The sequence below is a fragment of the Paraplanobispora takensis genome (genome assembly GCF_016863195.1).
Lineage (GTDB): Bacteria > Actinomycetota > Actinomycetes > Streptosporangiales > Streptosporangiaceae > Planobispora > Planobispora takensis.
Window position 1 is genome coordinate 12634 of sequence record NZ_BOOK01000070.1, and the last position, 24936, is coordinate 37569.

Consider the following 24936-nt stretch of genomic DNA (forward strand, 5'->3'; position numbering starts at 1 on the left):
GTGGTCAGGCGACGTTCTCGTTGTAGCAGCCTGAGGCCGTTTTTTGGGGTGCGACGTGCCGTTGCAGGGCGGCCTGGAGCTTGGGCAGGTGCAAGAAGCCATCGACCCGGCGGAACTGCTTGGCGGCCTCGGCCATGCCGGCCGCGCACCAGCGCAGCGCCATCTGCCCGTTCTTCCAGTTCTTGACGTTGATCGCATGGTCCCGGCAGATGGAGATCATCGACTCGATCGGGTTGGTCGAGCGCAGCGTGCGCGGCTCGCGCAAGGACACGACCAGCTCCCGGGCCAAGGTCGCGTTCTCGGTAAAGCCCTCGGCCAGCGCCAGCGGGTGCTTGCTGCCATCGACGCCGATCCCCAGTGCCACAATGCAGGTGTGCTCGCCGAAGTGCACCCCGTCCAGCATCAGCGCGGCCAGCTCAAGCTGCGATAGGTCGGCGCTCATCAGCGCGGGCGGCCAGGGCGCGTTCGGTGGCGGCGATGAACCGCCGCGAGATCGCCGGCTTGGAGGTGCCGGCCGCGGCGTCCTTCACCCGGGTGCCGACCGGGTCCAGGCCGAGCCGGTAGCGGCGGTGCGCTCGGGGTTGTGCTTGCCGCATGGGCCGCACACAGCGGTGACGTCCTCGTCCAGCAGGGCGAACATCACCGCCAGGCCGGATTGCACGGCCAGGGCGAGTTCAAGCTCTACGAGCTAAGTGACGAAACCCCAGGTCAACGAAATGACCATTCGCACTCGGGCGCGCCGACTTCTCAACTTGCGGGAATTGGCATTCTCGGTAGTTGTCGACTTCACAGCACGACGCAACGGATACGACTTACTGATTTCTAATTTCTAGAAAATAATAATGCTAGAGTGTCTGAGTGGCCGAGAACGCACAGCTGGGGGACAAGGGCACGCTGACGCCGTGCAAACACTGCGGGACGCCGATCGAGCAACGGCCCGGGCGGGGACGCCCGCGCTCCTACTGCGCGCAAGGGGACTGCCAGGCGGCGGCCAAGCGGGAGCGGGAGCTACGGCGGGCCACCCCCGGGCTGGAGGGCACGCTGGCGCGCGCCGAGGAGTTCTACGAACGCATGGAGAAGGGCATGGCCTCGGTGATCGAGCCGTTGGCCCGGGTGCTGGCCGAGGAGCTCAGTCCCGCCGGAGTGGAGGCCAAGCTCAGCGCGATGCAGGCCGAGGCGCACACCCGGGTGGCCATCGCACGCACCGAACGCGAACAGGCCTTCGAGCAGGTACGGCTGGCACGCGAGGCCGCCGAGCACGCCCGCCGTGAGCGCGACGATATGGCCCGCCGGGCGGCCGAGGCCGACGCCGAGCGCGATACCGCCCTGGCCGACGCCGAGACCGCGCGGGAGCAGGCGCTGGCGGCCCTGCGCGAGGCCTCGGCCACCGAACGCCGTGCCCGCAACGCCGAAGCCGAGGCCCGGCGGCGCGCCGAACAGGCCGAGGCCGCCCGCGACGCCGCGGCGCGAGAACTCGCCGAGCGGGTCGAGGCCACCGAAAGGTCGGCGGCCCAGCAGGTGCAGGCCGCCCGCGACCAAGCCGCCGAACGCGTCGCCGAAGCCGCCGAACGCGCCACCAGCGCCCAAGTTCAGGCCGAGGAACTACGGCGCGAAAGCACCCACGCTGCGGCCGAACGCGACGCCGCCCGTGCCACCGAAGCCACCGCACGCAAGAGCGCGGCCAAGGCCGAACAGGCCTCAGCCGCGGCCGCCGCTCGCGCCCAGGCCGCCGAAGCCGAACGCGACCGGGCCCTGACCCGCGCCCAGAGCGACGCCGAAGCCCGCGCCCAGGCGCTGGCCCAGGCCGCCCAGGCCCGCCAGGAGGCCACCCGCGCCGCAAAGCGCGCCGCCGACGCCCAAGCCCAGGCCGAGGAACTACGGCGCGAAAGCACCCGGGTACTGGCCGAACGCGACAAGAGCGTGATGGACCTGGCGCTGGAACAGGCGCGCACCGCCGACCTGCGCGAGCAGATCGAGACACTGCGCGCCGAGGCCGCGCGTCTGCTCGAGCGGGCGGTCGCGGCGGAACTACGCGCCGGCGGCCCGAAGGCGGGCGGGCAGAGCTGAGAGGCGGACAGGCCCGCAAGGGGGCACACGGACATCACACCGGCGCAGGGCGTCGCAGACCTTCGTAAGCCTTCGCAGGCCTTGCCGGAAATCGGTGCCCGCGCGATGTCGAGAACGACCGGCGGGCTCCGTCCCCGGGACATCGGCGGCCATGACGGGCCGCCCGCCCGACGAAGGAACGACCATGGACCACGACGAGATCACCGAGATCCTGAACCGGCCGCTCAGCCAGGAGCTGCTGGCCCGCGACCTGACCCGCCTGGCCTACGTCGCCACCGACGGCACACCGCGCACCATTCCGATCGCGTTCACCTACAACGGCACGCACATCGTCATGTGCACCTCGACGAACGCGCCGAAGCTGCGATCCCTGCGCGCCAACCCGATGGTCGCCCTGACCGTCGACACCGAGGTGCACCCGCCGAAGATCCTGCTCATCCGCGGCCGGGCCGAACTGGACCCCGTCGAGGGCATCCCGGATGAGTACCTGCAGATGAACGGCAGCTACCAGATGACCCCCGAGCAGCGGATCACGTGGGAGGCCGAGGTCCGCTCGCTCTACGACGGCATGGTCCGCATCGTCGTGACCCCGACGTGGGCGAAACTGATCGACTTCGAGACGACGCTGCCGAGCGCGGTCGAGGAACTCCTGCGACAGCGGCAAGAGCGTGCGCCCGCCTGAAAAATCCACCCGGAGAAATACTCCGGCACGATGTCGAGAATCCGTACCCCGCTCCGTCCCCGCACCGAAGTCCCCGCACCGAACGCGGCCACAATGGACCGCCCCACCCAGGAGATCACGATGGCCAAGTACCTGTTGCTCAAGCACTACCGGGGCGCCCCGGCACCGGTCAACAATGTACCGATGGACCAGTGGACGCCCGAGGAGATCTCGGCGCACATGAAGTACATGGAGGACTTCGCCGGCCGCCTGGAGGAGAGCGGCGAGTTCGTCGACGCCCAGGCGCTCTCCCCGGAGGGTACCTTCGTGCGTTACGACGGCCGGGGACGGCCACCGGTCACCGACGGCCCGTTCGCCGAGACCAAGGACCTGATCGCCGGCTGGATGGTGATCGACGTCGAGAGCCGCGAACGGGCGCTGGAGCTGGCCGCTGAGCTGTCGGCCGCCCCGGGCGCCGGCGGCGAACCGATCCACGAGTGGCTCGAGGTGCGCCCGCTGCTGAGCGCGCCCCCGACCATCACGGAGTGACGCACCGTGGATGAGGCCCTGCTGCGGACCCTCACGCCCACGGTGATCGGCATTCTCGTCCGCCGCGGAGCCGACTTCGCGGCGGCCGAGGACGCCGTACAGGAAGCCCTGCTCGAGGCCCTGCGCGTGTGGGCGGACGATCCGCCGCGCGAGGCCAAGGGCTGGCTCATCACGGTGGCCTGGCGCAAGTTCCTCGACGCCGCCCGCGCCGACAGCTCCCGGCGCCACCGCGAGGAACTCCTGGAAACCGAACCCGCCCCCGGCCCCTGCGAGGCGGCCGACGACACCCTCCGACTGTACTTCCTGTGCGCGCACCCGTCCCTGACGCCCGCCTCGGCCGTCGCGCTCACCCTGCGCGCCATCGGCGGCCTGACCACGCGCCAGATCGCGCAGGCCTATCTCGTGCCCGAGGCGACCATGGCCCAGCGCATCAGCCGGGCCAAGCGGACCGTCTCCTGCGTCCGGTTCAACCAGCCCGGTGACCTCGCCACGGTGCTGCGCGTGCTCTACCTCGTCTTCAACGAAGGCTACTGCGGCGACGTCGACCTGGCCGCCGAGGCGATCCGGCTCACCCGCCGGCTGGCGGGTGAAACCACACACCAGGAGGCGGCGGGCCTGCTGGCGCTCATGCTGCTGCACCACGCGCGGCGCCCGGCACGCACCGGCCCCGACGGCAGGCTCGTGCCGTTGGCCGAGCAGGACCGCAGCCTGTGGGACACCTGCCTGATCGCCGAGGGCGTGGACATCCTGCAGGCGGCCCTGGCCCGCGACCGGCTCGGCGAGTTCCAGGCCCAGGCCGCCATCGCCGCGCTGCACGCCGACGCCCGAACGGCCGAGGAGACCGACTGGGTGCAGATCGTCGAGTGGTACGACGAACTCGTGCGCCTGACCGGCAACCCGCTGGCCCGCCTCAACCGGGCCGTCGCCCTCGGCGAGGCCGACGGCCCGCGGGCCGGGCTGGCCGCCCTGGCCGGCCTCGACCCCGATCTGCCCCGCCACACCGCCGCCGCGGCCTACCTGCACGAGCGCGCCGGTGACCCGGCGGCCGCGGCACGGCTGTACGCCCAGGCCGCCCGGTCGGCACCCAACCTGCCCGAACGCGACCACCTCACCCGCCAGGCCGCCCGGCTCAACGCGCAGCTGCGCGGCCACGCCGCGACATGACCGGCACCCCGGGCGCGCCGCTGCCTCACACTTCGGCCTGCAGCGCCCGGCTCACCGGACGGCGGCCACCCAGGCGGGCGGGCAGAGCGGTCAGGACCGCCACGACGAGCACGGTCCCGGCCACCACCACGAGCAGTTGCCACAGCGGCGGGAGCGCCGCGTCGTTGCCGTTGTCGTTCATCGCGTTTATGACGGCCAGCAGTACGGCACCGCCCGGGAAGATGCCCAGGACGGCACCGGCGAGCGCGGGCAGCACCTGCGCGCCCGCCAGCGCCGCACTCATCGCGGCGGGGGTCGCGCCCAGGGCGCGGGCCAGCGCCGACAGGTGCCGGTTGTCCAGCACGGTCGCCCAGGTCAGGAAGACGGCGTTGACCCCCGCCAGGCACAGCAGGATGAGCGTCACGATAAAGAGCACCTGACCCAGCAGCGCGGCCTGGGCCGCATCGTACAGGCCCGCCAGCCGCTGGGCGGCGAGCCCCGCCCCGGCCGACAGCGCCACGACGATCCCGCTGACCGTGATCGCGATGCCGGCCACGGTCAGCGCGAGGCGGCGCGGCCGGCGGGCGGCGACCCGCACGGCCAAAAGCACCGGGACGGGCAGCCGCGCCGACACGGCGATCAGCCAGCCCACCCGGCGGGGCGGGCGCACCGAGGCGGCCAGCGCCCCGAGCGTGCCGGGGCGGGCGGCGCGCACCACCGGCGGGCACGTCGCGGCCACCGCGACCGCGACCGCCACGGCGAGCACCACACCGGCCGTGGACACGGTGATCGGCGCGGTGCCCGCACCGCCGATGAGACCGGTACCGGGGCCGGTGAGCAGCGGAGCCGTCAGCGCCCCGGCCGCCAGCCCGGCCGCACCCGCCACGATCGCCACCACAACGTACTCGGCCAGCAGCACGGCGGCCACCAGGCCCGGTGTGCCGCCGACCGCCTTCAGCAGCCCGACGCGCCTGCTCTGCTCGGCCATCCGCCCGCCGACCAGCACCGCGATGCTGGCCACGGCCAGCAGAGCCAGCAGCCACGACCCGAACACCAAGATCACCTGCGCGTCCTGGGCCAGCTCGGTGCTCTCCTGGAGGATGTACTGCCAGGAGAGCAGGTACGGCACGCCCTTCGCCCCCTGAGCGCCCATCCGGAGGTTGGCATCGACGAACGCCTGGGCCCGGTCCGGGTCGGCCAGCTTCAGGTTCATCACATAGCCCAGCGCGTCCGGATCAGAGGTCAGGCCGCGCACATCGGCCTCGGTGAGCCAGAGCAGGCCGGGGTTGCGCACCGCCTCCCGAGCCGATCCGGCAACCGCTCCGGTATCGGCCGGCTCGCCGTCGGCGCGGCAGGCCAGAAGACAGAACGCCTCCGGGTAGGGCGGCATGGCGGCGGTGATGGCGACCCCAGCGACCTCGAACCACTCACCGTCCAGCGTGAGCCGATCTCCCACGCCCACATCCAGCGCCGCGGCGAAGGCGGCCTCGACCACCACGCCGCCCTCGCGTACCCAGCCGCCCCGTACCAGCTGCGGCCGGTCGAGCGGCGCATCCGCGCCGCGGCGCCCCACGGCCTGCACATCCCACGCACCGCCGGAGGTCTGCAGCCGGGCCCTGAGGACCGGGTACGGCCCGCCGCGCTCGACGACGCCGTCAGCGCCGGCCAGTTCCTCCAGCCGGGCGAGCCCGGCGGAGCGGCCGACGCCGGCGACCACATCGGGCCCGTTGGTGGCCTCGCGGGTGCTGCGGTAGGGGTCACCGGCCGCCTCGCTCAGGACGAGCCCGAGCGTCAGCGTCGTGGTGGCCGCCATGATGGCCAGCAGCAAGAGCGCGGTCTCCAGGCGGCGCCGCCGAAGATCGCGTACGGCCAGGCGGCCCACCAGCAGGATGCGGCCCATGGCTTCCTCAGTCCTCCAGTCCGACGAGGGCGCCGAGCCGACCGGTGCTGCCTCCGCCGAGCCTCGTCTCATCGACGAAGGCGCCGTCGCGCATCGAGATGAGCCGGTCGGCGGTGGCCGCGATCCGCGCGTCGTGGGTGACGATGAGGAGCGTCTGCCCGCGCCGGTGCAGGCTCTCGAAAAGCCGCAGGACCTCCACGGTGGCGGCGCTGTCCAGGTTCCCGGTCGGTTCGTCGGCCAGGACGAGCGGCGGTTCGTTGCTCAACGCCCGGGCGAGCGCCACCCGCTGCCGCTGGCCGCCCGACAGCGCGGAAGGCAGGAAATGCGCCCGCTCGGCGAGCCCGACCTGCTCCAGCAGTTGCGCGGCCCGCTCTCTGGCCGCCCGCGGCGAGCGCCCGGCCAGCAACGCGGGAAGCTCGACGTTCTCCACGGCGGTCAGCTCCTCCATCAGGTGGAAGGACTGGAAGACAAAACCGATGTCGGTGCGCCGCATCCGGGCCAGGGCCTTTTCCCCGATACCGTCGATGCGGCGGCCCTGCAGCCACACCTGCCCGCCCGAGGGCCGCTCCAGCCCGCCGAGCAGGTGCAGCAGTGTGGACTTGCCGCAGCCGCTGGGCCCCATCACCGCCACCGTCTCTGCGGCGCCGATGTCGAGATCGACCCCGTCGACGGCGCGCACCATGCCTTCCCCCGCGCCGTACTGCTTGCGCAGGCCCCGCACGCGGAGCACGGGCGTGCCGGCGGCGTCATCTGTGCTCTCATCTGCGATGTCGTCCGTGGTGTCGTTCACGATCGGTTCCTTCGAAGGGTCCAGTTCTTCTCGCATGCCTCCAGCCAGCGCAGGTCCGCCTGCAGCCGCAGCACGATGCCCTCCAGCAACAACGCCGCGTCCGAATGGGCCGGCTCGGCCATGGCCGCGCGCTGGGCCTCGCGCAGCCGGCGCAGCAGCTCGCGGCGCTGGGCGTCGAGGATGGCCAGCGGGTCGCTCAGCCCGGCCGCCGCGGCGGTGATCAGCTTGAGGTGGAACTGCGCCAGGTCGGGTTTCGGCCAGCTCACCTCGGCGATCCACTCGGCGACGCGCTGCTGGCCGGCGGGGGTGAGCGCGTACACCTTGCGATCGGAGCGGTCCGATCGATCTGACCGGTCTGTGTCGTCGGCCGCCAGCAGCCCGGCCTTTTCCAGCCGGGTCAGCGTGACGTAGACATGCCCGGCGTTCAACGCCTCACCGAGGGGGCCGAGCGCCTCACGCAGCCGCGCACGCAGCTGGTAGCCGTGCGAGGGCTCCTTGGCCAACATCGCCAGGATCACTTCCTGATGCATGCCCCTCCCAGATAACCGTTAGCTATAGATAACGGTTATCCCAGGGCATGTGTCAACCCCCGGAACGAAACGAAACGATCAACTCAGCCCGCTCACCCGCAAAGTGATGTTCAGCCGCCCGCCGCCCATGCCCAGCGCCGGATCGGCAGTGCCCGGATACACCTTGGGCACACCGTGATAGGCCAGCCGGGACGGACCGCCGAAGACGAACAGGTCACCGGAGGCCAGCTCCAGATCGGTGTAGGGCCTGCCCCGGGAGAGGGGAGTGCCGAAGCGGAACAGGCAGCTGTCGCCCAGGCTCAGCGACACCACCGGCGTCATCGGCCGCCCGCCGGCGTCATCGGCGGTACGGCTGTAGCGGTAGGGCTGCCAGTGCCAGCCCAGGCACACCGTCCGCACCGACATGAAACGCCCGCCCGGCATGCGGACCCTGCGCATCGGCACCGGCCCCGCCGCCCAACGCCGGCAGGCCTGCACCAGCTCACGCTGGCGCGGCAGACTCAGCCAGCCGGGCACATGCGCACCGCTCCGGGAGCGATGCGCCTGCGGGGCAGATCGAACAACGCGCCCACCGCTGACCCTCCTGCCCCCCGGCGCCCGGCGACGGGACCCCGGACCTCACCTGCCCCGACGGGTCCTGCGGCGGGGCCTCCCCGCCTGCTCACCGGCCGCCCGCCCCGCCTGCGCCCCGCGCGCCCGGGCCGGAGCCTGCCCGGGGCCGCGCCCGGCCGGCCAGTGCGCCGGCCGGCTCAGCGACGGCGGCAGCTTCGTCGCGCCGTCACCCCTGGCCGCGTTCACCTGCGCCTGGGTCAGGAAGATGCTGCCGGTCAGATCGGCGCCGCTCACATCGGCGCCCCGCAGATCAGCCCCGATCAGGTCGGCCATCCGCAGATCGGCCCCCCGCAGGTCGGCACCGATCAGATAGGCACCGCGCAGGTTCGCCCCCCGCAGATCGGCCCCCTTGAGCCTGGCCCCGATCAGATCGGCGCCCCGGCGCTCCTTGCCGCGATGTCCCGCCCGCACCAGCTCGCTGACGCGCAGCAAAAGCTCGTTGACGCTCTGACGATGCGCCGCCACATCCACCTCCAGCAGGGCGGCCGCGTCCTGACGGGTCAGGCGCTCGGTCTCCTGCAAGGCCAGGCGGACGCGCTCGTGCAGCGGCCGCGCCGCCTGCAGCCGCAACGCCTGGCTGAGGTACCACAGCAGCTCGTGCAACTGCCGCATGACGGGGAACACCTCGAACATCTGCCGGGCCGACTGCGGGAAGGCACGCCAGTCACGCCCGCCGAAGGTGACCTGGGAGACCTTCTGCCCGGCGCCGAAGCAGTCGTAGACGGTGCAGCCGGAAAAGCCCTCCTGGCGCAGATCGCGGTGGATGCCGCAGCCGAAGTCCTGCTGCAGGTTTCGGCAGGGCCGCCCCGCGGGCTTGTCGAGGGCGAAGTCCGCCGAGGCCGCGAACGGCAGCGCCACACAGCACAGGGCGAAACAGCTGCCGCAGTCGGCGCGCAGACCCCCCTCCGTCGCCTGATCTTCCGTCGCCTGATCCGCGGCCGGATCCGCCGCCAGGGGCGCGAGGCTCGAAACGGGATGCGCACGCTCGTGCTCACCGGACAATTGCGGGGCTCTCCTGCCGCCTTGGAGGCCTCGCCGCCGGGGCCTCACTGCTCGATACGACGCCTTCGAGGGTACCCGCGAGCCCGCCGCGTGCCGAAGCGGGCGAGCCCGTACAACCGGGGGAGCGGAGTCTCATATATGAGATATATTCTCCTATGTGAGAAACGGTGGAGAGCCCGACGACCAGAACCCACAACCACCCGCCCAACCCGCCCAACCCGACCCGATGGAAACCCGCCTGGCCACCCGCCTGGCCCAACTGCGCACCGAACGCGGCTGGTCACTGGAGGACCTGGCCGCACGCACCGCAGTCAGCCGCTCGACCCTCTCACGCCTCGAACGCGGACAGATCAGCCCCACCGCGGCACTACTGAACCGGCTGTGCGCCGCATACGAACGCACCATGTCCCACCTCCTGGCCGAAGTGGAATCCGAACCCCCGCAACTGGTCCGCGCCGCCCAGCAGAGCGTGTGGCGCGACGACGCCTCGAAGTTCACCCGCCGATCGGTCTCCCCACCCCACAACGGCCTGCGCGCCGAACTCGTCGAAGGCGTACTGCACCCCGGAGCCGACATCTCCTACCGGCAACCACCCATACCCGGCCTGGAACAGCACATCTGGATGCTGCAGGGAGCAGCCGAGATCACCGCCGAGGGCCACACCCACCAAGTGCACACCGGAGACTGCCTGCGCTTCCGCCTGTGGGGCCCCTCACGCTTCCGCTGCCTGGGCCCGCAACCCGCCCGCTACGCCCTGGTGGTCGTCCCACCCTGACCGGCGAAAGAACCAGCGAAGTGATCAACGAAGGAACCCCGCCCATGCACACCGCGCACACCATCACCCGCCTGTCGGCCGACCACTTCCACGACAACCTCCACGCCCTGGCCACCCTCCTGTCAGAAGTCGTCACCGACGGCGCCTCCCTGGGCTTCCTGACCCCCTTCGACCACACCGCCGCCTCCACCTGGTGGAACGAACACGCACCCGCCCTGACCGAAGGCACCCTCATCATCTGGACCGCCCACCACGACGGCCGAACCGAGGCCACCATCAGCCTCGCCTTCGAACCCAAACCCAACGGCCGCCACCGCGCAGAAATCCTCAAACTGATGGTCCACCCCCGCGCCCGCGGCCGCGGCCTGGCCCGCAGACTCCTGACCACCGCCGAACACGCCGCCGCCCAGGCCGGAGCCGACCTGCTGCTCCTGGACACCGAGACCGGCAGCCCGGCCGAGCACCTCTACCACGCCACCGGATGGACCCGCTACGGCATCGTGCCCGGCTACGCCACCGACCCCTCCGGCGTCCTGCGCGACTGCAGCTTCTTCTACAAGCGACTGACCCCCACCGGAGGCGGACACGCCCCGCAATAGGGTGGGGGAGCACCCCCGACCGACCCCTGCAGGAACCCCCACCGGAAAGGCCCGCCCGTGACACGACTGCACACCTACGACACCGTCGTGACCTGGACCGGCGACCGCGGCACCGGAACCAGCGGATACCGCGCCTACTCCCGCGACCACGACCTGCACGCCCAGGGACGCACCCCCATCGCCGGAAGCTCCGACCCCGCCTTCCGCGGCGACGACACCCGCTGGAACCCCGAACAACTCCTGGTCGGCTCCCTGTCACAGTGCCACATGCTGTGGTACCTGCACCTGTGCGCCGAGAACGGCGTCACCGTCACCGCCTACACCGACCACGCCACCGGCACCATGGCCGAAACCGGCGACGGCGGCCAATTCACCGAAGTGACCCTGCACCCCCACGTCACCGTCACCTCACCCGACATGACCGAGACCGCCACCCGCCTGCACGCCGAGGCCCACCGCGCCTGCTTCATCGCCCGCTCGGTCAACTTCCCCGTACGGCACGCGCCCACCCTCACCCTCGCCCACACCCACCAGCAGGCCTGACCCGGCACGCCGATCCAGGCGACACCCAGCCGAAATGCCCAGCCGAGCCGGCGACCCGACACCCGCTCGGCAGCGATCACATCCCGACCGGAGATCGGCCCCGCCCTCACCGGCCGGAAGACCCCACCACCCGCACTCCGGGCCGGCCCCCGACCCCGGCCACGCGACCAGACGCCCCGCCGGGCCGGCCCACACCCGAGGCACGAACCGGCCCGGCGCCCGAAAGCCCACACCGGCGCGGCCCGGCGGGCCCCAGGATCACCTCCACGCCCCGCCCCCGAACGAAACGAGACAGCTCACCGCGACGGACGCGCCGGCGCCGCCATCTGGGCCACATCCTCCGCGCCGTCCTCCAGAAGCTTCGCCGCCAGATCCGACAACGCCCGGCCCACCGCCAGCTCGTCACCGATCTCCGGCATCGGCCGGTCACTCGGATTGCGCCGGGCATAGGCCACGCTCTCGTGCCGCTTGCCGTCGCGCGTGAACAGCACCGCCCGGGCGGTGGTGACGTCATCGTCGTCGTCCTCGTTGATGAAGATCTGCACGTTCCACTGCTTGGCCTGCATGACGGACACCTCCCACCTACAGAGTCCTCCTCCCGGCCCCGCGCGCAAGGGCCCCGACTCAAACGCCCCGGGGCCGGCCCCCCGCGGGAAGGGGAGGGGACCGTCGCATGAGTGATCACTCCGGCCGGGGCCGTCCGCACCCGGAGCGCTCTCACATCGGATGTGGTGAGAGTGCGGCGGGGACGGGTTGTGCGGTCGAGCGCCTCGCGGGTGTCGAGCGCCTCAAGGGAGAGGTGTGAGCACACCACACTGACATAAGGGCAGAAACTACTTATACCAAACAGAATTCAGCTTCTGTCTGGTATAGGGATTTATCGCACCATATGTCCGTGTTCGGGGACGGGGAACCACGCGTCGCTCCGGATCGGGTCCGCACCGATCCGTATGCGGCTTTCCGTGACGGCCGCAGATGACGATCGACAGCAGAACACCCCGCAGGAAGCCGAGGGGGCGAAGGGAGCGGTCCGGCCCGGGGCTCACTCCGGGTGATGATCAAGGATCGGCCGTACGGCGCGCATGCACGCCGTACGGCTGTCGTCTGGATGCTCGCGCCTCGAGGTGCTCGACACGTGCGTGCATGGCGGGCGTCGCATCGAAGGCGCAAGGCGTGCGGAGTGGCGTCGTGTGTGCGACCGATGCATGCAGCGGGCGTGCGCAGATGCATCGCAGGGTCTCCGGTGGGCCTTTCGCCAGGTGGATTCCCGCGTTTGATGCATAATCGCACTTATGCATCACTTGTGATTTCTCCCCTGTGACCGCCCAACCCCGCCCCCGCAGCCGGGAGACCGTATCGACGCGCGAGCCGTACCGGCCGCGTATCGACCGTGCACCGATCGGAGCCGAGTCCTGCGCCAATCCACCGATCGGTGGGTCCGTCTCATCCCACTGATCGATGCCGGGGAAAGCCCCGCTCCGGCACGCTGAATGCAGCACAGAACCGGTGGGGAAGCCTGAAGGGGCGGCGAAAAGCCCTATACGGGCTCCTTCCCCTGCCACCTCTCCCCTGCCGGGCGATCGGCTGGGAATAGACTCACCGTGAAGTAGAAGATCTTGGACGGATCTCAGGTAGGGACGAGGGGATCTTGAGCGGGCAGACACAGTCCGGATGCCGGGCCGCGACGCGGCAGGAGCTACCGTTCTTCCTGGTCACCGCGGTGCCCTACACGTTGCTGGCAGCCCTCGTCGTCCTCAAGATAATGATCGAGGAGCCTTCGGAGCGCGGGTCCCTGTTCGTCGATCTGGGCGTGTGCGCTCTGGCGGCGGCGTGGATACTCGGGATGTTCACTGTGCGTCCCGCCTGGTGGGACCGGCCCCGGATCATGGGGGTGTTCTTCGCCGGCCTCCTGGTGATCGCGGCGGTGCTGGTGGCGCGGGATCCGGCGTTCGGGTTGTTCACGCCCATCCCCTACATCTACGCCTTCACTGTGCTGCTGTGGCCGTGGCGGCTGCTGGGTGTGGCCGCCGTCGCGGTGGTGGCCGGTGCCGCGCAGGCCTCCAACGTGGATACGACGAGCGGGTTCGGTCTGGTGCTGGCTCTGGCCATCATCGTCGCCAACGTGGTGCTGATGGGCGGCACGGCCTGGGTGCTGCGGCTGGCCGAGGAGGAGAGGGAACAGCGCGAGCAGACTTTGGCGGAGCTGAGCCGGACCAATCGGCTGCTGGAGGCGTCGCTGGCCGAGAACGCCGGTCTGCATGCCCAGTTGCTCGCCCAGGCCCGGGAGGCGGGGGTTCTCGACGAGCGTCAGCGGATGGCCCGCGAGATCCACGACACCCTCGCCCAGGGCCTGACCGGGATCATCGCGCAGTTGCAGGCGGCCGAGCAGATGCATGAGGTGCCGCCGCAGTGGGTGCGGCCCTTCGAGGCGGTGAAGAACCTGGCCAGGGAGAGCCTGAGGGAGGCCCGGCGCTCGGTTGACGCGCTGCGGCCCGAGTCGCTGGACGGTGCGCGTCTGAGTGATGCGCTGGCCGAGGTGGCCGAGGGGTGGTCGAAGTTGCACGGGCTGGCCGTTCAGGTCACGACGACCGGTACGGCGCGGCCGATGACGCCGGAGGCGGAGTTCGCGTTGCTGCGTACGGCGCAGGAGGCGTTGGCCAACGTGGCCAAGCACGCGGGTGCGAGCAGGGTCGGGGTGACGCTGTCCTATCTGGAGAGCGAGGTGGCGCTGGATGTGCGTGACGACGGCAGGGGTTTCGATCTCGCGGGGCCCGGAGGCGGCCCGGGGTCGTCGGTGCGCGAGGGCGGGTTCGGTCTGAGCATCATGCGCCAGCGTGTGGAAGGGTTGTCGGGGACGTTGCGCATCGAGTCCGAGCCCGGTTCCGGCACCGGGATCTCGGCCTGTATCCCTGTTGTGCCGGTTGGGAGTCACGCATGAGCGCTCACACGGGCGGGGATCCGATCCGGCTGCTGATCGCAGATGACCATCCGATCGTGCGGGACGGGCTGAGCAGCATGTTCGCCTCCGCGCCCGGGTTCGAGGTGCTGGGTGAGGCTTCGGATGGTGCGGCGGCCGTACGGCTCGCCCAGCGGTTGCAGCCTGATGTGATCCTGCTGGATCTGCGTATGCCGGGTATGGACGGGCTGAGTGCCATCACGGAGTTGAACAGGCTCGGGGTGACCGCGCGTGTGCTGGTTCTGACGACGTACGACACCGATACTCATGTCCTGCCGGCGATCGAGGCGGGTGCGACCGGTTATCTGCTCAAGGACTCCCCCAGGGAGGATCTGCTGCGGGGTGCGCGTGCCGCGGCCAGGGGTGAGAGTGTGCTGTCGCCGTCGGTTGCGGCCCGGCTGATGAACCGGGTCAGGACGCCGGCGCCGCAGTTGCTCAGTCAGCGGGAGCTGGAGATCCTCGAGCTCGTGGCGGGGGGGAACACCAATCGTGAGACGGCGGCCCGGCTGTTCATCACCGAGGCGACGGTCAAGAGTCATCTGCTGAACATCTACGCCAAGCTCGGTGTGAAGGATCGTGCAGCCGCCGTCAGCGAGGCGTTCAACCGCAGGTTGCTCCTCCCCCGGGCGTCCGAGCAGTCCTGATCCCTCATGTGTCGGCCGGGCGTGGCTGCCGGGTGGTGGCGTCGGTGGTTTCAGTCTGCGCACAGTTGGGTGTGCAGGGTCTGAAAGGCCCATTGTTCCCAGTGCTCGCGTGACCAGCCGCGTGCGTGCACGAACAATAGGTACAGCTCGGGGCTGAGCAGGCCGTAGAGGATGTCGGCGGCTTGCTGTACTGACATCTCCGCTCGTGCCCCGGGTTTGCCGACCAGGGCTTTGGCCGCTGTTTCCTGGACGAGGTATCGCGGATCGGTGTCGTCGGGCCACAGTGCGGCGACTTCGGGGTCGCTGGCGCATGCTGCGTCCAGGACCTTGCCGATCGGTGCGACCCGTTCCAGGACCGAGGTGGTGCCCGCGACGTGGGCTCGCAGCATGTCATGGGCGGTGTCGGCGGCCAGGGCGTCGAGGTACCAGGGCCGGTCCATGGTGGCCACCGGCTGGTCGTCGCCTGCGATGGTGACGTCGACCAGTTCTTTGAGCAGGGCGCGTTTGTTGCCGAAGACGAAGTAGATCGTCTGGATCGCGACTCCGGCTTTGTCGGCGACGTCTTGCAGGTTCGTGGCGCCGTATCCGTCCTGCACGAACAGTTCCAGTGCCGCCGCGAGGATGCGCCGGCGGGTTTCCTGTGCTTTTCGGGCCCGTTTGCCGGGCCGCTTGACATCGCTCATGGCTAGAGTCTATCTCTAGATTCATTCACTAGAAGCCAACTCTAGAGATCGAGGCTAGTCATGATTGAGGTCGACGCGCTGACCAAGGTGTACGGCGCGGCGCGGCGCAGATCCGGGCGGTCGACGAGGTGTCCCTGCACATCGGCGCCGGATCGGTCCTCGGCCTCCTGGGCCGCAAGGGCCTGCTCAACTTGCTCGCCGGATGGCGCGAAGCCCTCATGGAGATGATCACGTTTCCGTTGTTCTACCTGCTCATCGTGCTGTTCATGGGACGCGGGCAGCTGCGCGCGGACCTGCTGGCGCCGGTACTGCTCGGCATGGTGGCGCTGACCTTCATCCACGAGCAGGTCAACCGGGTCTTCTGGAGCTACCTGGGCGACATCCAGTCCGGCGTACTGGAACAGACCCATCTGACCCCGCTGCCCTCGGCCGCGAGCATCCTCGGCCGCCAGGTCGCCGCCGTGATCGCGGCCGTGCCCACCGCGCTGGCCGTCCTGGCCACCGGCGCCGCAGCCATCACCCTCCAGGGCGGGCGGCTGCCCGTCGACGCCCAGGTGATCGTGCCGCTGGCCGCCATCGCAGGCGGCACCTGCGGGCTCGCGCTCATCCTGTGCGGCCTGACCCTGGTCTTCAAACGCATCGAGATCATCACCCAGCTGTCGGTGGCCGTCTACGCCATCGCGGGCGGCACCCTGGTCCCCCTGGCCGCCGTGCCCGACCCGATCGCCCTCCTCAGCCGGCTGGTCGTCCCCATCGCGCCCGGCATCGAGGCGATGCGCGACATCCTGCTCGGCGGGCACTCCCTGGCCGCCCTGCCCACCGGCTGGGGTCTGGGCTGGCTGCTGGCCCAGCCACTGCTCATCACCGCCGCCGGGGTGGTCCTGTTCAACCGGCTGGAGAACCTCGCCCGCCACCGCGGCACCCTCGGCCGCCACTAGCAGGGAACCCGCAAGCCGAGAACCGGAAGGAAAGAGAGCAACTGACGTGAATGTGTTCCTGTGGATACTGCAGGCCGTCCTGGCCGCCGTCTTCGGCCTGGCAGCGATCATGCGTCTTCGGCCTGGCAGCGATCATGCACACCACCCGGTCCAAGGAGAGGCTACGCCCCATGACGCCCTGGGTGGAGGACTTCACCCCCGCCCGGATCCGCCTGATCGGCGCGGCCGAACTTCTCGGCGCCCTCGGTCTGATCCTGCCCGCCGCCACCGGCATCGCCTCGATCCTCACCCCGCTGGCCGCCGCCGGCCTGGCCCTCACCATGCTCGGCGCCGCCGCCACCCACGCCCGTCGCAGAGAACCGGCGGCCATCGCGGTCAACCTGACATTGCTCGCACTGGCCGCGGTCGTCGCCTGGGGCCGCCTCGGCCCCCACCCCCTCTGACGGGAGATCACATGACGACACAGAACGTGACTGTGCGCCCCGTCGGCCACGTCGCAGGCGGTCGCAGTGAGATGTACGAAGACGACTGGCACGACGTGCGAGCCGTGATCCGGCTCGACGGAGAGTCTTTCACCCCTTCGGCGGTGCTCGGTCTGGAGTACTTCTCCCACCTGGAAGTCGTCTTCCTCTTCGATCGCATCGAGTCGGCCACGGTGGACAGCCGGCCCCGTCCCCCACGCGGGAACCCCGATGCGGCACCCGTCGGAGTCTTCGCCCACCGCGGGCCGTACCGCCCCAACCGTCTGGGCGTCTCCCGTTGCCGGCTGCTCGGCGTCGACGGGCTGGATCTCCACGTCGCCGACCTGGACGCGCTCTCGGGTTCACCGGTGCTGGACGTCAAGCCGTATCTGGCCGAGTTCGCCCCTCGTCAGCCCGTCATCCAGCCGAGCTGGGCGAGTGAGCTCATGGCCCGCTACTACTAGCGTGCCGCTCTCCCGGGCTGCTGCTGTTTTTTGTACTGTCTGTCTGGTTTTTGACAAATGCGATGGCCTTTACGATGTAGATTAATAAAAGGGGGATCGTCCTTCCGGCACGGCACGGCCGCCGGATACCCTGACCGGGTGAGCCCGACCTCCGGGGATCGGCGAACGGCCGCGCCGACGATGACGGCATGGGTGGTACGGCGGCCCGGCCCCATGGCCACCGCTCCCCTGCGACGCGTACGCCTGCCCGTCCCCCACCCCGCCCCCGGAGAAGTGCTGATCGAGGTCGAGGCCTGCGCCGTCTGCCGTACCGACCTCCACCTGGCCGAAGGCGACCTGCTCCCCCACCGGCCGCGGACGGTCCCCGGCCACGAGGTGGTCGGACGGGTGGTCGCCTGCGGGGCGGGGACCGAGCAGCCGGCCCCCGGCACCCGGGTGGGAGTGGCGTGGCTGCGCGGCACCTGCGGCCAATGCCTCCACTGCGCCCGCGGAGCCGAGAACCTGTGCCCGGACTCGCGCTACACCGGCTGGGACGCCGACGGCGGCTACGCCGAGTACCTGACGGCGCCGCAGGACTTCGTCTACGTGCTGCCCGACGGGCCGCCGGCCGAGCAGCTGGCACCGCTGCTGTGCGCCGGGATCATCGGCTACCGGGCGCTGCTGCGCGCGCAACTGCCCCGGGGCGGGCGCCTGGGCGTCTACGGGTTCGGCGCCTCGGCGCACCTGACCGTCCAGGTCGCGCTCGCGCAGGGGGCCACCGTCCACGTGCTGACCCGCTCGGAGCAGGCCCGGCGCCTGGCCCTGGAGCTGGGGGCGGCCTCGGCCGGCGAGGCCTACGCCGCTCCCCCCGAGCCGCTGGACGCCGCCATCCTGTTCGCGCCCGTCGGCGACCTGGTACCGGTGGCCCTGCAGGCGCTGGAGCGCGGCGGCACGCTGGCGGTGGCGGGCATCCACCTCAGCGACATCCCGGCGCTGGACTACCAAAGGCACCTGTTCAACGAGCGGACCCTGTGCAGCGTCACCGCCAACACCCGCGCCGACGGGCGCGAGCTGCTGTCCTTCGCCGCCCGTCATCCCCTGCGGGTGAGCACCACCCCCTACGCCCTCGGCGAGGCGGACCGGGCCCTGGCCGATCTGGCGGCCGGCCGCGTCACCGGCGCGGCCGTACTGCGGGTGAAGGACTCCGGATGAAGAGCCGAGCCGCATCGGGCCGTGTCGCCGGTTGACCAGAAGTACTGATATATGCCGGTATGTGGGGGTGGGGTATGGAGGACACGACGATGCCACGAGGGAGGCGATGCGCGTGCAGCACGGCGAGATCGGCCAAAGCGCGATCGGTGAGGGACGACCGGACGCATCCGGCCCGGCCCGGAACACGGACATGATCGAAGGGAACCGGTAATGCTGGTACGCGAGGTCATGACCAGCCCCGCCATCACGGTCCTGTCCACCGACCCGGTGCGCACAGCGGTACGGGTGCTGTACGCCGAGGGCATCACCGCCGCCCCCGTCCTGGACGAGTCCGGAGCACTGGTGGGCATCGTCAGCGAAATGGACCTGCTGCAGGGCGAGTTCCAGCCCGATCCGCGCGCCACCGTGCGCGCCGTACCCGAACACGCCACACCACCGCCCTACCGGGTCTCGGAGGTGATGACACGCGAGGTCGTCACCGTCACCCCCTCCACCGACGCCACACAACTGGTGGACCTGCTGGTCGTCAAACGCATCAAGAGCCTGCCGGTGGTCGCCGAGGACCAGGTGGTGGGAATGGTCAGCCGCAGCGACCTCATGGCCGTGCTCGCCCGCCCCGACGAGGACCTGCGCGCCGACGCCCTGGCGGCACTGGCCGAGCAGTACCCGTTCGGGCCCAGCTGGGAGGTCGCCGTACGCCAGGGAGTGGCGGAACTACGCGGCCACGCGGGCGGACACCACGACCAGATCGCCGACCTCATCGTGCGCACCGTCCCCGGCATCGTGCGCGTACGCCACCTGGCATAACCGCACCCCGCACGCACGCGTCCCGGCGACAGGCGGACACCCGCCGGGACGCCCGTCAGGCGCGCACCCTCACAGGCGGCGCACCAGGCGGGCGGCGGAACGCTGACTCATGCCCGTCTCACCACGGATCAGGAAGACCGCCTCATCGAACTGGCCGCTCTCCTTGATCTCCCGCGCCCTGCTGACCAGCTCCGGACTCAACGCCCCGCCCAGCAGGGTGTTACGCGGCCGGTGCGCCAGCCGGACGGCGAACCAGATCAAACCGATGATCGCAATCACGACGACCGCCGTCAGCACGACGATTCTGATCATGTCCGCCATGGCACGAGGATAGCCCCGCCGATCGGCCGGTGTCTGTAGCACGGCGAAGCATCCCGGGATGACGGCCCACGCCGGACCCGTCCCCTGCTCACCGGGTTCACCGGGGCCGGCCGTTCCACCCCTCCCAGGCGTGTCGCCCTCCTGCAGGATCCGTTGCGTACGCATAATTTCACCTATGCGTCACCAGGAGCCCGCCCCCACGGCCCAGGAAACCGCCGCCCACGACCCACTGGTGCTCATGCGCGTCCCCGAGGCCGTCGAGGAGTTCCTGTCCTCCCTGCGCGCCAAGAAACTCTCGGCCCACACCATCGCCGGCTACAGCCGCGACCTGCGCACCGTCACCGGCATCGCCGCCGCGGCGGCCGCGCTCGCACCCGCCGACCTGGAGGTGCGCCGGCTGTCGGGACGCCTCATCCGCACGGCCTTCGCCGACTTCGCGGGCCCGCGCTCACCGGCCAGCGTCAACCGCGCCTGGAGCGCCTGGAACCAGTTCCTGACCTTCTGCGTCGCCGAGAGGATGCTGGCGGGCAACCCCATGGCCGCCGTACCCCGCCCCAGGCAACCGGCCAAAGCCCCCAAACCGCTGCTGGGCGACGGCAGCGCCTCGGCGACGCTGCTGGAACGCATCGCCGCCGGAGCCCGCAAAGCCCGCGACCCCTGGATCGAGCGCGACCTGGCGGTCCTGGCCCTGGCCCTGGTGACGGGCATGCGCTCGGCCGAACTGCTGAGCCTGACCCTGGGCTCCATCGGCGGCTCCCCCGGCGACCGCCGCATCCAGGTCGTCGGCAAGGGCGGCAAATCCCGCTCCCTGCCGATCGAAGCGCCCATCGAGCACCTCCTCGAGCGCTATCTGCACAGCAGACTGGAGCGCTTCGGACTGGCGACGCTGCCCCGCTCGGCGGCGCTGCTGGTCGACACCGCCAACCGGCCGCTGCGCCGGGGCGGCCTGCAGTATCTGGTACGGCAGTGCTACCGCCACGCCGGCGTCCACGACCGGGTGCAGAAGGGCACGCTGGTGCACGCGCTGCGCCACGAGTTCGCCACCCGCCTGGCGGAGCGGGGCGCCTCGGCGCACGAGCTGATGGAACTGCTGGGCCACTCCTCCATCGTCACGGGCCAGGCGTATGTGGCCTCCACCGCCCGCGAGGTGCGCCGGGCCGCCCGGGGCAACCCGGCCTACGAGGTGCTCGGCCGCCTGGAAAGCTGACCGATCTCCTGGGGATGCGCGCCCTTCTTCCGCCGTTGTGCTTCTCCAGGCTTTTGATCTTGGTGGGTCGAACAGAGGACTCGCCTTTACAATATAGATTTATAAGTGGCGGGCATGGCATCGGCCCTGGCGGGCAGGTGAGGACGTCATGAACAAGTTCCTCAAACTCATGGCGACCCGGTGGCTGGCGCGCACTCCATTCGGCATGGCGGTGCTGGGCGCCGGCTGGCTGCTGGGACGGCGCAGGAAGCGGCGGGCCCGCCAGGCGCGCGAGGCGCAGGCGCTGCGGCAGATGAGCTCGGGCCGCAGATCCCGCGTCCGCGTCTGAGCAGGGGGTTTCCCTCCCGCCCGCCTGCCGTGTCTCCTGCCGCACCCCGCGCGCCGGGCCCCTCCCCCGCCCCGAAAACCGTTTGCGGAATTGTCGGAGGGGTCTGTTACGGTCGCGGGCGTGTCTCAACAATCCATGATCCACGCGCGTGGCCTGATCAAACGCTTCGGCGACTTCACCGCGGTCGACGGCATCGATCTGGATGTGGCGCCGGGCGAGGCGTTCGGGTTCCTGGGACCCAACGGGGCCGGGAAGTCCTCGACCATGCGGATGATCAGCTGCGTGTCGATGCCGACGGCCGGTGAGCTGCGCATCCTGGACATGGATCCGGTGCGCGAGGGCTCGCGCATCCGCGCGCGGCTGGGGGTGTGCCCGCAGCTGGACAACCTCGACCCGGATCTCAACGTCCGGGAGAACCTCACGACCTACGCCCGCTACTTCGGGCTGTCGAAGTCGGAGGCGCGCAGCCGGGCGCAGAACCTGCTGGAGTTCGTGCAGCTGCAGGAGAAGGCCACCAGCACCGTCGAGCCGCTGTCGGGCGGCATGAAGCGGCGCCTGACGATCGCACGGGCGCTGATCAACGCCCCCGACCTGGTGCTGCTGGACGAGCCGACCACGGGCCTGGACCCGCAGGCGCGCCACCTGCTGTGGGAGCGGCTGTTCCGGCTCAAGCAGCAGGGCACGACACTGGTGCTGACCACGCACTACATGGACGAGGCCGAGCAGTTGTGCGACCGGCTGGTGGTGATGGACGGCGGCCGCATCGTCGCCGAGGGCTCGCCGCGCTCGCTGATCGAGACCTACTCCACGCCCGAGGTCGTCGAGCTGCGCTTCACCGACGAGGTCGACTACACCGGCAAGCTGGAGGGCATCGGCCGCATCGACCCGCTGCCCGACCGCATCCTGCTCTACGCCGACGACGGCGACGCCGCCGTCAACGAGGTGCACCGCCGCGGGCTGACCCCCTCCAGCGTGCTGGTGCGCCGATCCTCCCTGGAGGATGTGTTCCTGCAGCTGACCGGCCGGACGCTGGTGGACTGAGCCATGGCCCATCCGACGGTGGCCGTGCTGGAGCGGCACCTTCATCTGTACCGGCGGCTGTGGCGGGCCTCGGTGTTCTCCTCCTTCATCCTGCCGGTGCTGTTCCTGATCAGCATCGGCATCGGGGTCGGCGGCTACGTCGGCCAGATCCAGGGGGTCGACTACCTGGCGTGGATCGTGCCGGGGGTGATGGCCTCCACCGCCTTCCAGATGGCGATCGGCGAGTCGACCTACTCGGTGCTGGGCGACTTCAAGTGGGTGCGGGCCTACCACGCCATGCGCGCCACCCCGGTCGAGGTCCACGACATGGTGGCCGGCTGGATGCTCTACATCCTGTTCCGCGTGGAGATCGCCGCAGTGGTGTTCCTGGGCGTCACCGGCCTGTTCGGGGCGCTGCACTCGCCGTGGGCCGCGCTCACACCGCTGATCGCCGCACTGGTGGCGGTCGCCGCGGCGGCGCCGGTGACGGCCTTCGCCGCCAGCATCGAGCACGACAGCTATTTCGCGCTGCTGTTCCGGTTCGTCATGATCCCCTCGACGCTGTTCGCCGGGGTGTTCTTCCCGGTGGACCAGCTGCCGGAGCCGGTGCGCCTGCTGGCCTACCTCTCGCCGCTGTGGCACGGGGTGGAGCTGAGCCGGGCCGCGACGCTGGGCGTCGCCCCCCCGTGGCCCGCGGCGCTCCATGTGGGATGCCTGGCGCTGTTCGCCGTCGCCGGGCTGGCGTGGGCCATGACGGCCTTCCGCAAGCGACTTCAGGACTGAGGCCATGGTTACCACGATGCTGGCCGCCCGGATCTCCCCCTCCCGGGTCGGCGCGGTGATCAACCGCAACGTGGGGGCGCTGCGCAGCGGCCCGTCCTACTGGCTGGTCCTGCTCTCGGGCTTCTTCGAACCGCTGCTGTACCTGCTGTCGATCGGCATCGGGGTGGGCGCGCTGGTCGGCCCGATCACCCTGCCCGACGGGCGGGTGATCGAATACGCCCAGTTCGTCGCCCCGGCGATGCTGGCGGTCTCGGCGATGTCGGGGGCGCTGTCGGAGACGACGTTCAACTTCTTCTTCAAGATGAAGTACGCCAAGACCTTCGAGGCGATCCTGGCCACGCCGGTCAAGCCGTTCGAGATCGCGCTGGGCGAGCTGTCGTGGGCGCTGGTGCGCAGCTCCGTCTACACCGGGGCGTTCCTGGTGGTGATGGTGGCCCTGGGACTGACCTCACCGGGGTGGGCGCTGGCGGCCCTGCCGGCGACGCTGCTGGTGGGCCTGGCCTTCGGCGGCGTCGGGATGGCCATCAGCACGCTGATGCGCGGCTGGCAGGACTTCGACATGCTCACCACCGGGCAGTTCGCCCTGTTCCTGTTCTCCGGGACGTTCTCCCCCGTGCAGGACTACCCGGCGGCGATGGAGATCCTGGTGGCGGCCACACCGCTGTACCACGCGGTGGAGCTGGTGCGGGGCCTGGCGATCGGCGAGCTGAGCTGGGGGCTGCTGGGCAACACGGCGTATCTCCTGGCGATGGGCGCCGCGGGCCTGGTCTTCGCGGCCCGGCGCATCCAGCGCACCCTGTGCGTGTGAGCCGGCCGGCGGGTTGATGCAGGCCGGCCTGCTCTGGGTGATCCTCCGTGCCGGGTCGTCTCTCAAGGACAGGCGGCAGAGCCGCTGAGCGCGCGGAAGGGGGAGACCGGGGATTTCAGGGAGGGGGAAGGGTGAACGGGGTGGCGGAGAGGACCGCGGAGACGGGGATGGGCCCGTAGATGTGCGGGAAGGCCTCGGCGGCGCCCGGGGGCACCTCCAGGCGCACGTCCAGCCCTTCGGGGTCGACGGTCAGCAGGGTCAGCGGCTCGGTGACGTCGCGGTAGTACCGCCTCACCACACCGGCCAGCTGGACGTGGTCGGCGCAGGCGTGGATGAAGCCCTCCTGCTCCAGGGTGCGGCCCAGCGTGGAGATGCGATACTCCCCCGCGGCGCGGGCCCGGTCCCAGTCGGCGCTCAGCGCCAGGTGCAAAATCGTCACCGGACCAGTGTGCCCGGCCGGGCCTGTCGGCCGGAGAGGTCCCCCGGGGGATCGGCCCGTCAGTCGCGGGCCTGCCACTCGCGCCGCAGGATCGCGTAGACCAGCTCGTCGGTCCACTGGTCCTTGACCCACTCGTTCTCCACCAGGTGAGCCTCGCGGCGCATGCCCAGCCGCTCCAGCACCCGGGCCGAGGCGGTGTTGCGGGCGTCCAGGCGCCCGGTGATCCGGTGCAGGTCCAGTCCTTCGAAGCCGAGCCTCAGCAGGACCCGGCCCAGCTCGGTGGCGTACCCCTTGCCGTGGTGGCCGGGGTGGAAGACGTAGCCGATCTCGCCGGAGCGGTGCACGCGGCTGTGCCAGAACAGCAGCCCGTCGCCGATGACCTCCCCGGTGTCGGCGACCTCCGCGGCCAGCGCCAGGGCCTGGCCCTCCTCCAGCAGCTGCGTCTGCGACAGCTTGATCTCCAGAGCCTGACGGACCTGCTCGCGGTCACGGGGTCCCCAGTACAGATAGCGGGTGACCTCGGGCAGCGACTGGAAGGCGTACATGGCCTCCAGGTCGTCGGGGGTGTAGGGGCGCAGCAGGAGGCGTTCGGTGCGGATCGGGTATTCAGGCTTCAGCACCCGGCCAGCCTAGGACAGGGCAAAGGTGGCAGGCGATGCGATATTTCCACACTGATATTTCCACACCGGTGTTCCCGCGCGTTCCCGCATCCGCG

The 24936-nt window shown here is 70.7% G+C and carries 30 protein-coding genes and 1 pseudogene; 19 read left to right on the forward strand and 12 right to left on the reverse strand.

Annotated features, from left to right (window positions below; translation table 11 throughout):
• Positions 1-4 precede the first annotated feature (4 nt).
• Positions 5-569, reverse strand: a pseudogene (locus tag Pta02_RS37195) (transposase family protein); the annotation flags it as partial.
• Positions 527-661, reverse strand: a complete 135-nt coding sequence (locus tag Pta02_RS42415) for a hypothetical protein (protein ID WP_373872438.1) — start codon at positions 659-661, stop codon at positions 527-529. The gene Pta02_RS42415 and the pseudogene Pta02_RS37195, both read right to left, overlap by 43 nt.
• 197 nt (positions 662-858) lie before the next feature.
• On the opposite strand from Pta02_RS42415, the gene Pta02_RS37200 reads away from it, so the two are divergent.
• From Pta02_RS37200 to Pta02_RS37215, 4 genes are all read left to right on the forward strand, one after another.
• A complete protein-coding gene (locus Pta02_RS37200) occupies positions 859-2067 on the forward strand; it encodes a coiled-coil domain-containing protein (protein WP_239131527.1) in 1209 nt (402 codons plus the stop codon).
• Positions 2068-2251: 184 nt separating this feature from the next.
• A complete protein-coding gene (locus tag Pta02_RS37205) occupies positions 2252-2749 on the forward strand; it encodes a pyridoxamine 5'-phosphate oxidase family protein (protein WP_203879722.1) in 498 nt (165 codons plus the stop codon).
• Positions 2750-2869: 120 nt separating this feature from the next.
• Positions 2870-3277: a YciI family protein gene (locus Pta02_RS37210; RefSeq protein ID WP_203879752.1), complete on the forward strand. Its 408-nt coding sequence runs from the start codon at positions 2870-2872 to the stop codon at positions 3275-3277.
• Between the two features lie 6 nt (positions 3278-3283).
• Positions 3284-4441, forward strand: coding sequence for an RNA polymerase sigma factor (locus Pta02_RS37215; RefSeq protein ID WP_203879723.1), 1158 nt, complete (start codon positions 3284-3286; stop codon positions 4439-4441).
• A gap of 25 nt (positions 4442-4466) precedes the next feature.
• Here Pta02_RS37215 and Pta02_RS37220 read toward each other — a convergent pair whose 3' ends face one another.
• From Pta02_RS37220 to Pta02_RS37240, 5 genes are all read right to left on the reverse strand, one after another.
• A complete protein-coding gene (locus tag Pta02_RS37220; protein ID WP_203879724.1) occupies positions 4467-6320 on the reverse strand; it encodes an FtsX-like permease family protein in 1854 nt (617 codons plus the stop codon).
• 7 nt (positions 6321-6327) lie between these two features.
• Positions 6328-7110: an ABC transporter ATP-binding protein gene (locus Pta02_RS37225; RefSeq protein ID WP_239131528.1), complete on the reverse strand. Its 783-nt coding sequence runs from the start codon at positions 7108-7110 to the stop codon at positions 6328-6330.
• Positions 7107-7640: a PadR family transcriptional regulator gene (locus Pta02_RS37230; RefSeq protein ID WP_203879726.1), complete on the reverse strand. Its 534-nt coding sequence runs from the start codon at positions 7638-7640 to the stop codon at positions 7107-7109. The genes Pta02_RS37225 and Pta02_RS37230 overlap by 4 nt, the downstream gene beginning before the upstream one ends.
• 78 nt (positions 7641-7718) lie before the next feature.
• Entirely contained in the window at positions 7719-8156 is a 438-nt protein-coding gene (locus Pta02_RS37235) for an alpha-ketoglutarate-dependent dioxygenase AlkB (RefSeq protein ID WP_373872436.1), read from the reverse strand.
• A gap of 102 nt (positions 8157-8258) precedes the next feature.
• The gene (locus Pta02_RS37240; protein WP_203879727.1) at positions 8259-9110 is read right to left on the reverse strand and encodes a pentapeptide repeat-containing protein; all 852 of its coding nucleotides are present in this window, start codon (positions 9108-9110) and stop codon (positions 8259-8261) included.
• 370 nt (positions 9111-9480) lie between these two features.
• Between Pta02_RS37240 and Pta02_RS37245 the strand changes: the two genes are divergently transcribed.
• The 3 genes from Pta02_RS37245 to Pta02_RS37255 are packed head-to-tail and all read left to right on the forward strand — an operon-like array spanning position 9481 to position 11171.
• Positions 9481-10029, forward strand: a complete 549-nt coding sequence (locus Pta02_RS37245; RefSeq protein WP_203879728.1) for a helix-turn-helix domain-containing protein — start codon at positions 9481-9483, stop codon at positions 10027-10029.
• A 44-nt stretch (positions 10030-10073) separates the two neighbouring features.
• Complete coding sequence (locus tag Pta02_RS37250; RefSeq protein ID WP_203879729.1) at positions 10074-10628, forward strand: GNAT family N-acetyltransferase; 555 nt, start codon at positions 10074-10076, stop codon at positions 10626-10628.
• Between the two features lie 57 nt (positions 10629-10685).
• On the forward strand, positions 10686-11171 hold the full coding sequence (locus tag Pta02_RS37255) for an OsmC family protein (protein ID WP_203879730.1): 486 nt from the start codon (positions 10686-10688) through the stop codon (positions 11169-11171).
• Positions 11172-11467: 296 nt separating this feature from the next.
• On the opposite strand, the gene Pta02_RS37260 is transcribed toward Pta02_RS37255, so the two are convergent.
• On the reverse strand, positions 11468-11737 hold the full coding sequence (locus tag Pta02_RS37260) for a DUF1876 domain-containing protein (protein WP_203879731.1): 270 nt from the start codon (positions 11735-11737) through the stop codon (positions 11468-11470).
• A gap of 1082 nt (positions 11738-12819) precedes the next feature.
• Here Pta02_RS37260 and Pta02_RS37265 point away from each other — a divergent pair.
• Positions 12820-14109 (forward strand): sensor histidine kinase, encoded by a 1290-nt coding sequence (locus tag Pta02_RS37265; RefSeq protein WP_239131529.1) that lies wholly within the window; start codon positions 12820-12822, stop codon positions 14107-14109.
• The gene (locus Pta02_RS37270) at positions 14106-14771 is read left to right on the forward strand and encodes a response regulator (protein WP_203879732.1); all 666 of its coding nucleotides are present in this window, start codon (positions 14106-14108) and stop codon (positions 14769-14771) included. The genes Pta02_RS37265 and Pta02_RS37270 overlap by 4 nt, the downstream gene beginning before the upstream one ends.
• Before the next feature lie 50 nt (positions 14772-14821).
• Here the strand turns inward: Pta02_RS37270 and Pta02_RS37275 are convergent, their stop codons facing one another.
• Entirely contained in the window at positions 14822-15454 is a 633-nt protein-coding gene (locus tag Pta02_RS37275) for a TetR/AcrR family transcriptional regulator (RefSeq protein ID WP_203879733.1), read from the reverse strand.
• Between the two features lie 128 nt (positions 15455-15582).
• Here Pta02_RS37275 and Pta02_RS37280 point away from each other — a divergent pair, with 128 nt between their 5' ends.
• The 5 genes from Pta02_RS37280 (at position 15583) to Pta02_RS37300 (ending at position 19315) form a co-directional block, all read left to right on the forward strand.
• The gene (locus Pta02_RS37280; protein WP_239131530.1) at positions 15583-16392 is read left to right on the forward strand and encodes an ABC transporter permease; all 810 of its coding nucleotides are present in this window, start codon (positions 15583-15585) and stop codon (positions 16390-16392) included.
• Between the two features lie 170 nt (positions 16393-16562).
• Complete coding sequence (locus Pta02_RS37285; protein ID WP_239131531.1) at positions 16563-16835, forward strand: DoxX family protein; 273 nt, start codon at positions 16563-16565, stop codon at positions 16833-16835.
• Positions 16836-16846: 11 nt separating this feature from the next.
• Positions 16847-17317 (forward strand): SAM-dependent methyltransferase, encoded by a 471-nt coding sequence (locus Pta02_RS37290; RefSeq protein ID WP_203879734.1) that lies wholly within the window; start codon positions 16847-16849, stop codon positions 17315-17317.
• 138 nt (positions 17318-17455) lie between these two features.
• Complete coding sequence (locus tag Pta02_RS37295) at positions 17456-18508, forward strand: zinc-dependent alcohol dehydrogenase family protein (protein ID WP_373872437.1); 1053 nt, start codon at positions 17456-17458, stop codon at positions 18506-18508.
• 210 nt (positions 18509-18718) lie between these two features.
• Entirely contained in the window at positions 18719-19315 is a 597-nt protein-coding gene (locus Pta02_RS37300; RefSeq protein ID WP_203879735.1) for a CBS domain-containing protein, read from the forward strand.
• Positions 19316-19384: 69 nt separating this feature from the next.
• On the opposite strand, the gene Pta02_RS37305 is transcribed toward Pta02_RS37300, so the two are convergent.
• Positions 19385-19636 (reverse strand): hypothetical protein, encoded by a 252-nt coding sequence (locus Pta02_RS37305; protein WP_203879736.1) that lies wholly within the window; start codon positions 19634-19636, stop codon positions 19385-19387.
• A gap of 238 nt (positions 19637-19874) precedes the next feature.
• Between Pta02_RS37305 and Pta02_RS37310 the strand changes: the two genes are divergently transcribed.
• The 5 genes from Pta02_RS37310 (at position 19875) to Pta02_RS37330 (ending at position 23782) form a co-directional block, all read left to right on the forward strand.
• Positions 19875-20843 carry a tyrosine-type recombinase/integrase gene (locus Pta02_RS37310; RefSeq protein WP_203879756.1) on the forward strand — a complete coding sequence of 323 codons (969 nt, stop codon included), beginning with the start codon at positions 19875-19877 and terminating at the stop codon, positions 20841-20843.
• Between the two features lie 148 nt (positions 20844-20991).
• A complete protein-coding gene (locus tag Pta02_RS37315; protein ID WP_203879737.1) occupies positions 20992-21171 on the forward strand; it encodes a DUF6203 family protein in 180 nt (59 codons plus the stop codon).
• A gap of 135 nt (positions 21172-21306) precedes the next feature.
• Complete coding sequence (locus tag Pta02_RS37320; RefSeq protein WP_203879738.1) at positions 21307-22212, forward strand: ABC transporter ATP-binding protein; 906 nt, start codon at positions 21307-21309, stop codon at positions 22210-22212.
• Positions 22213-22215: 3 nt separating this feature from the next.
• Positions 22216-22974, forward strand: a complete 759-nt coding sequence (locus Pta02_RS37325) for an ABC transporter permease (protein ID WP_203879739.1) — start codon at positions 22216-22218, stop codon at positions 22972-22974.
• 4 nt (positions 22975-22978) lie between these two features.
• Complete coding sequence (locus Pta02_RS37330) at positions 22979-23782, forward strand: ABC transporter permease (protein ID WP_203879740.1); 804 nt, start codon at positions 22979-22981, stop codon at positions 23780-23782.
• Between the two features lie 115 nt (positions 23783-23897).
• Here the strand turns inward: Pta02_RS37330 and Pta02_RS37335 are convergent, their stop codons facing one another.
• Both Pta02_RS37335 and Pta02_RS37340 read right to left on the reverse strand, forming a co-directional pair.
• Entirely contained in the window at positions 23898-24221 is a 324-nt protein-coding gene (locus tag Pta02_RS37335) for a DUF952 domain-containing protein (RefSeq protein ID WP_203879741.1), read from the reverse strand.
• A gap of 59 nt (positions 24222-24280) precedes the next feature.
• A complete protein-coding gene (locus Pta02_RS37340; RefSeq protein ID WP_203879742.1) occupies positions 24281-24841 on the reverse strand; it encodes a GNAT family N-acetyltransferase in 561 nt (186 codons plus the stop codon).
• Between the last annotated feature and the right edge of the window lie 95 nt (positions 24842-24936).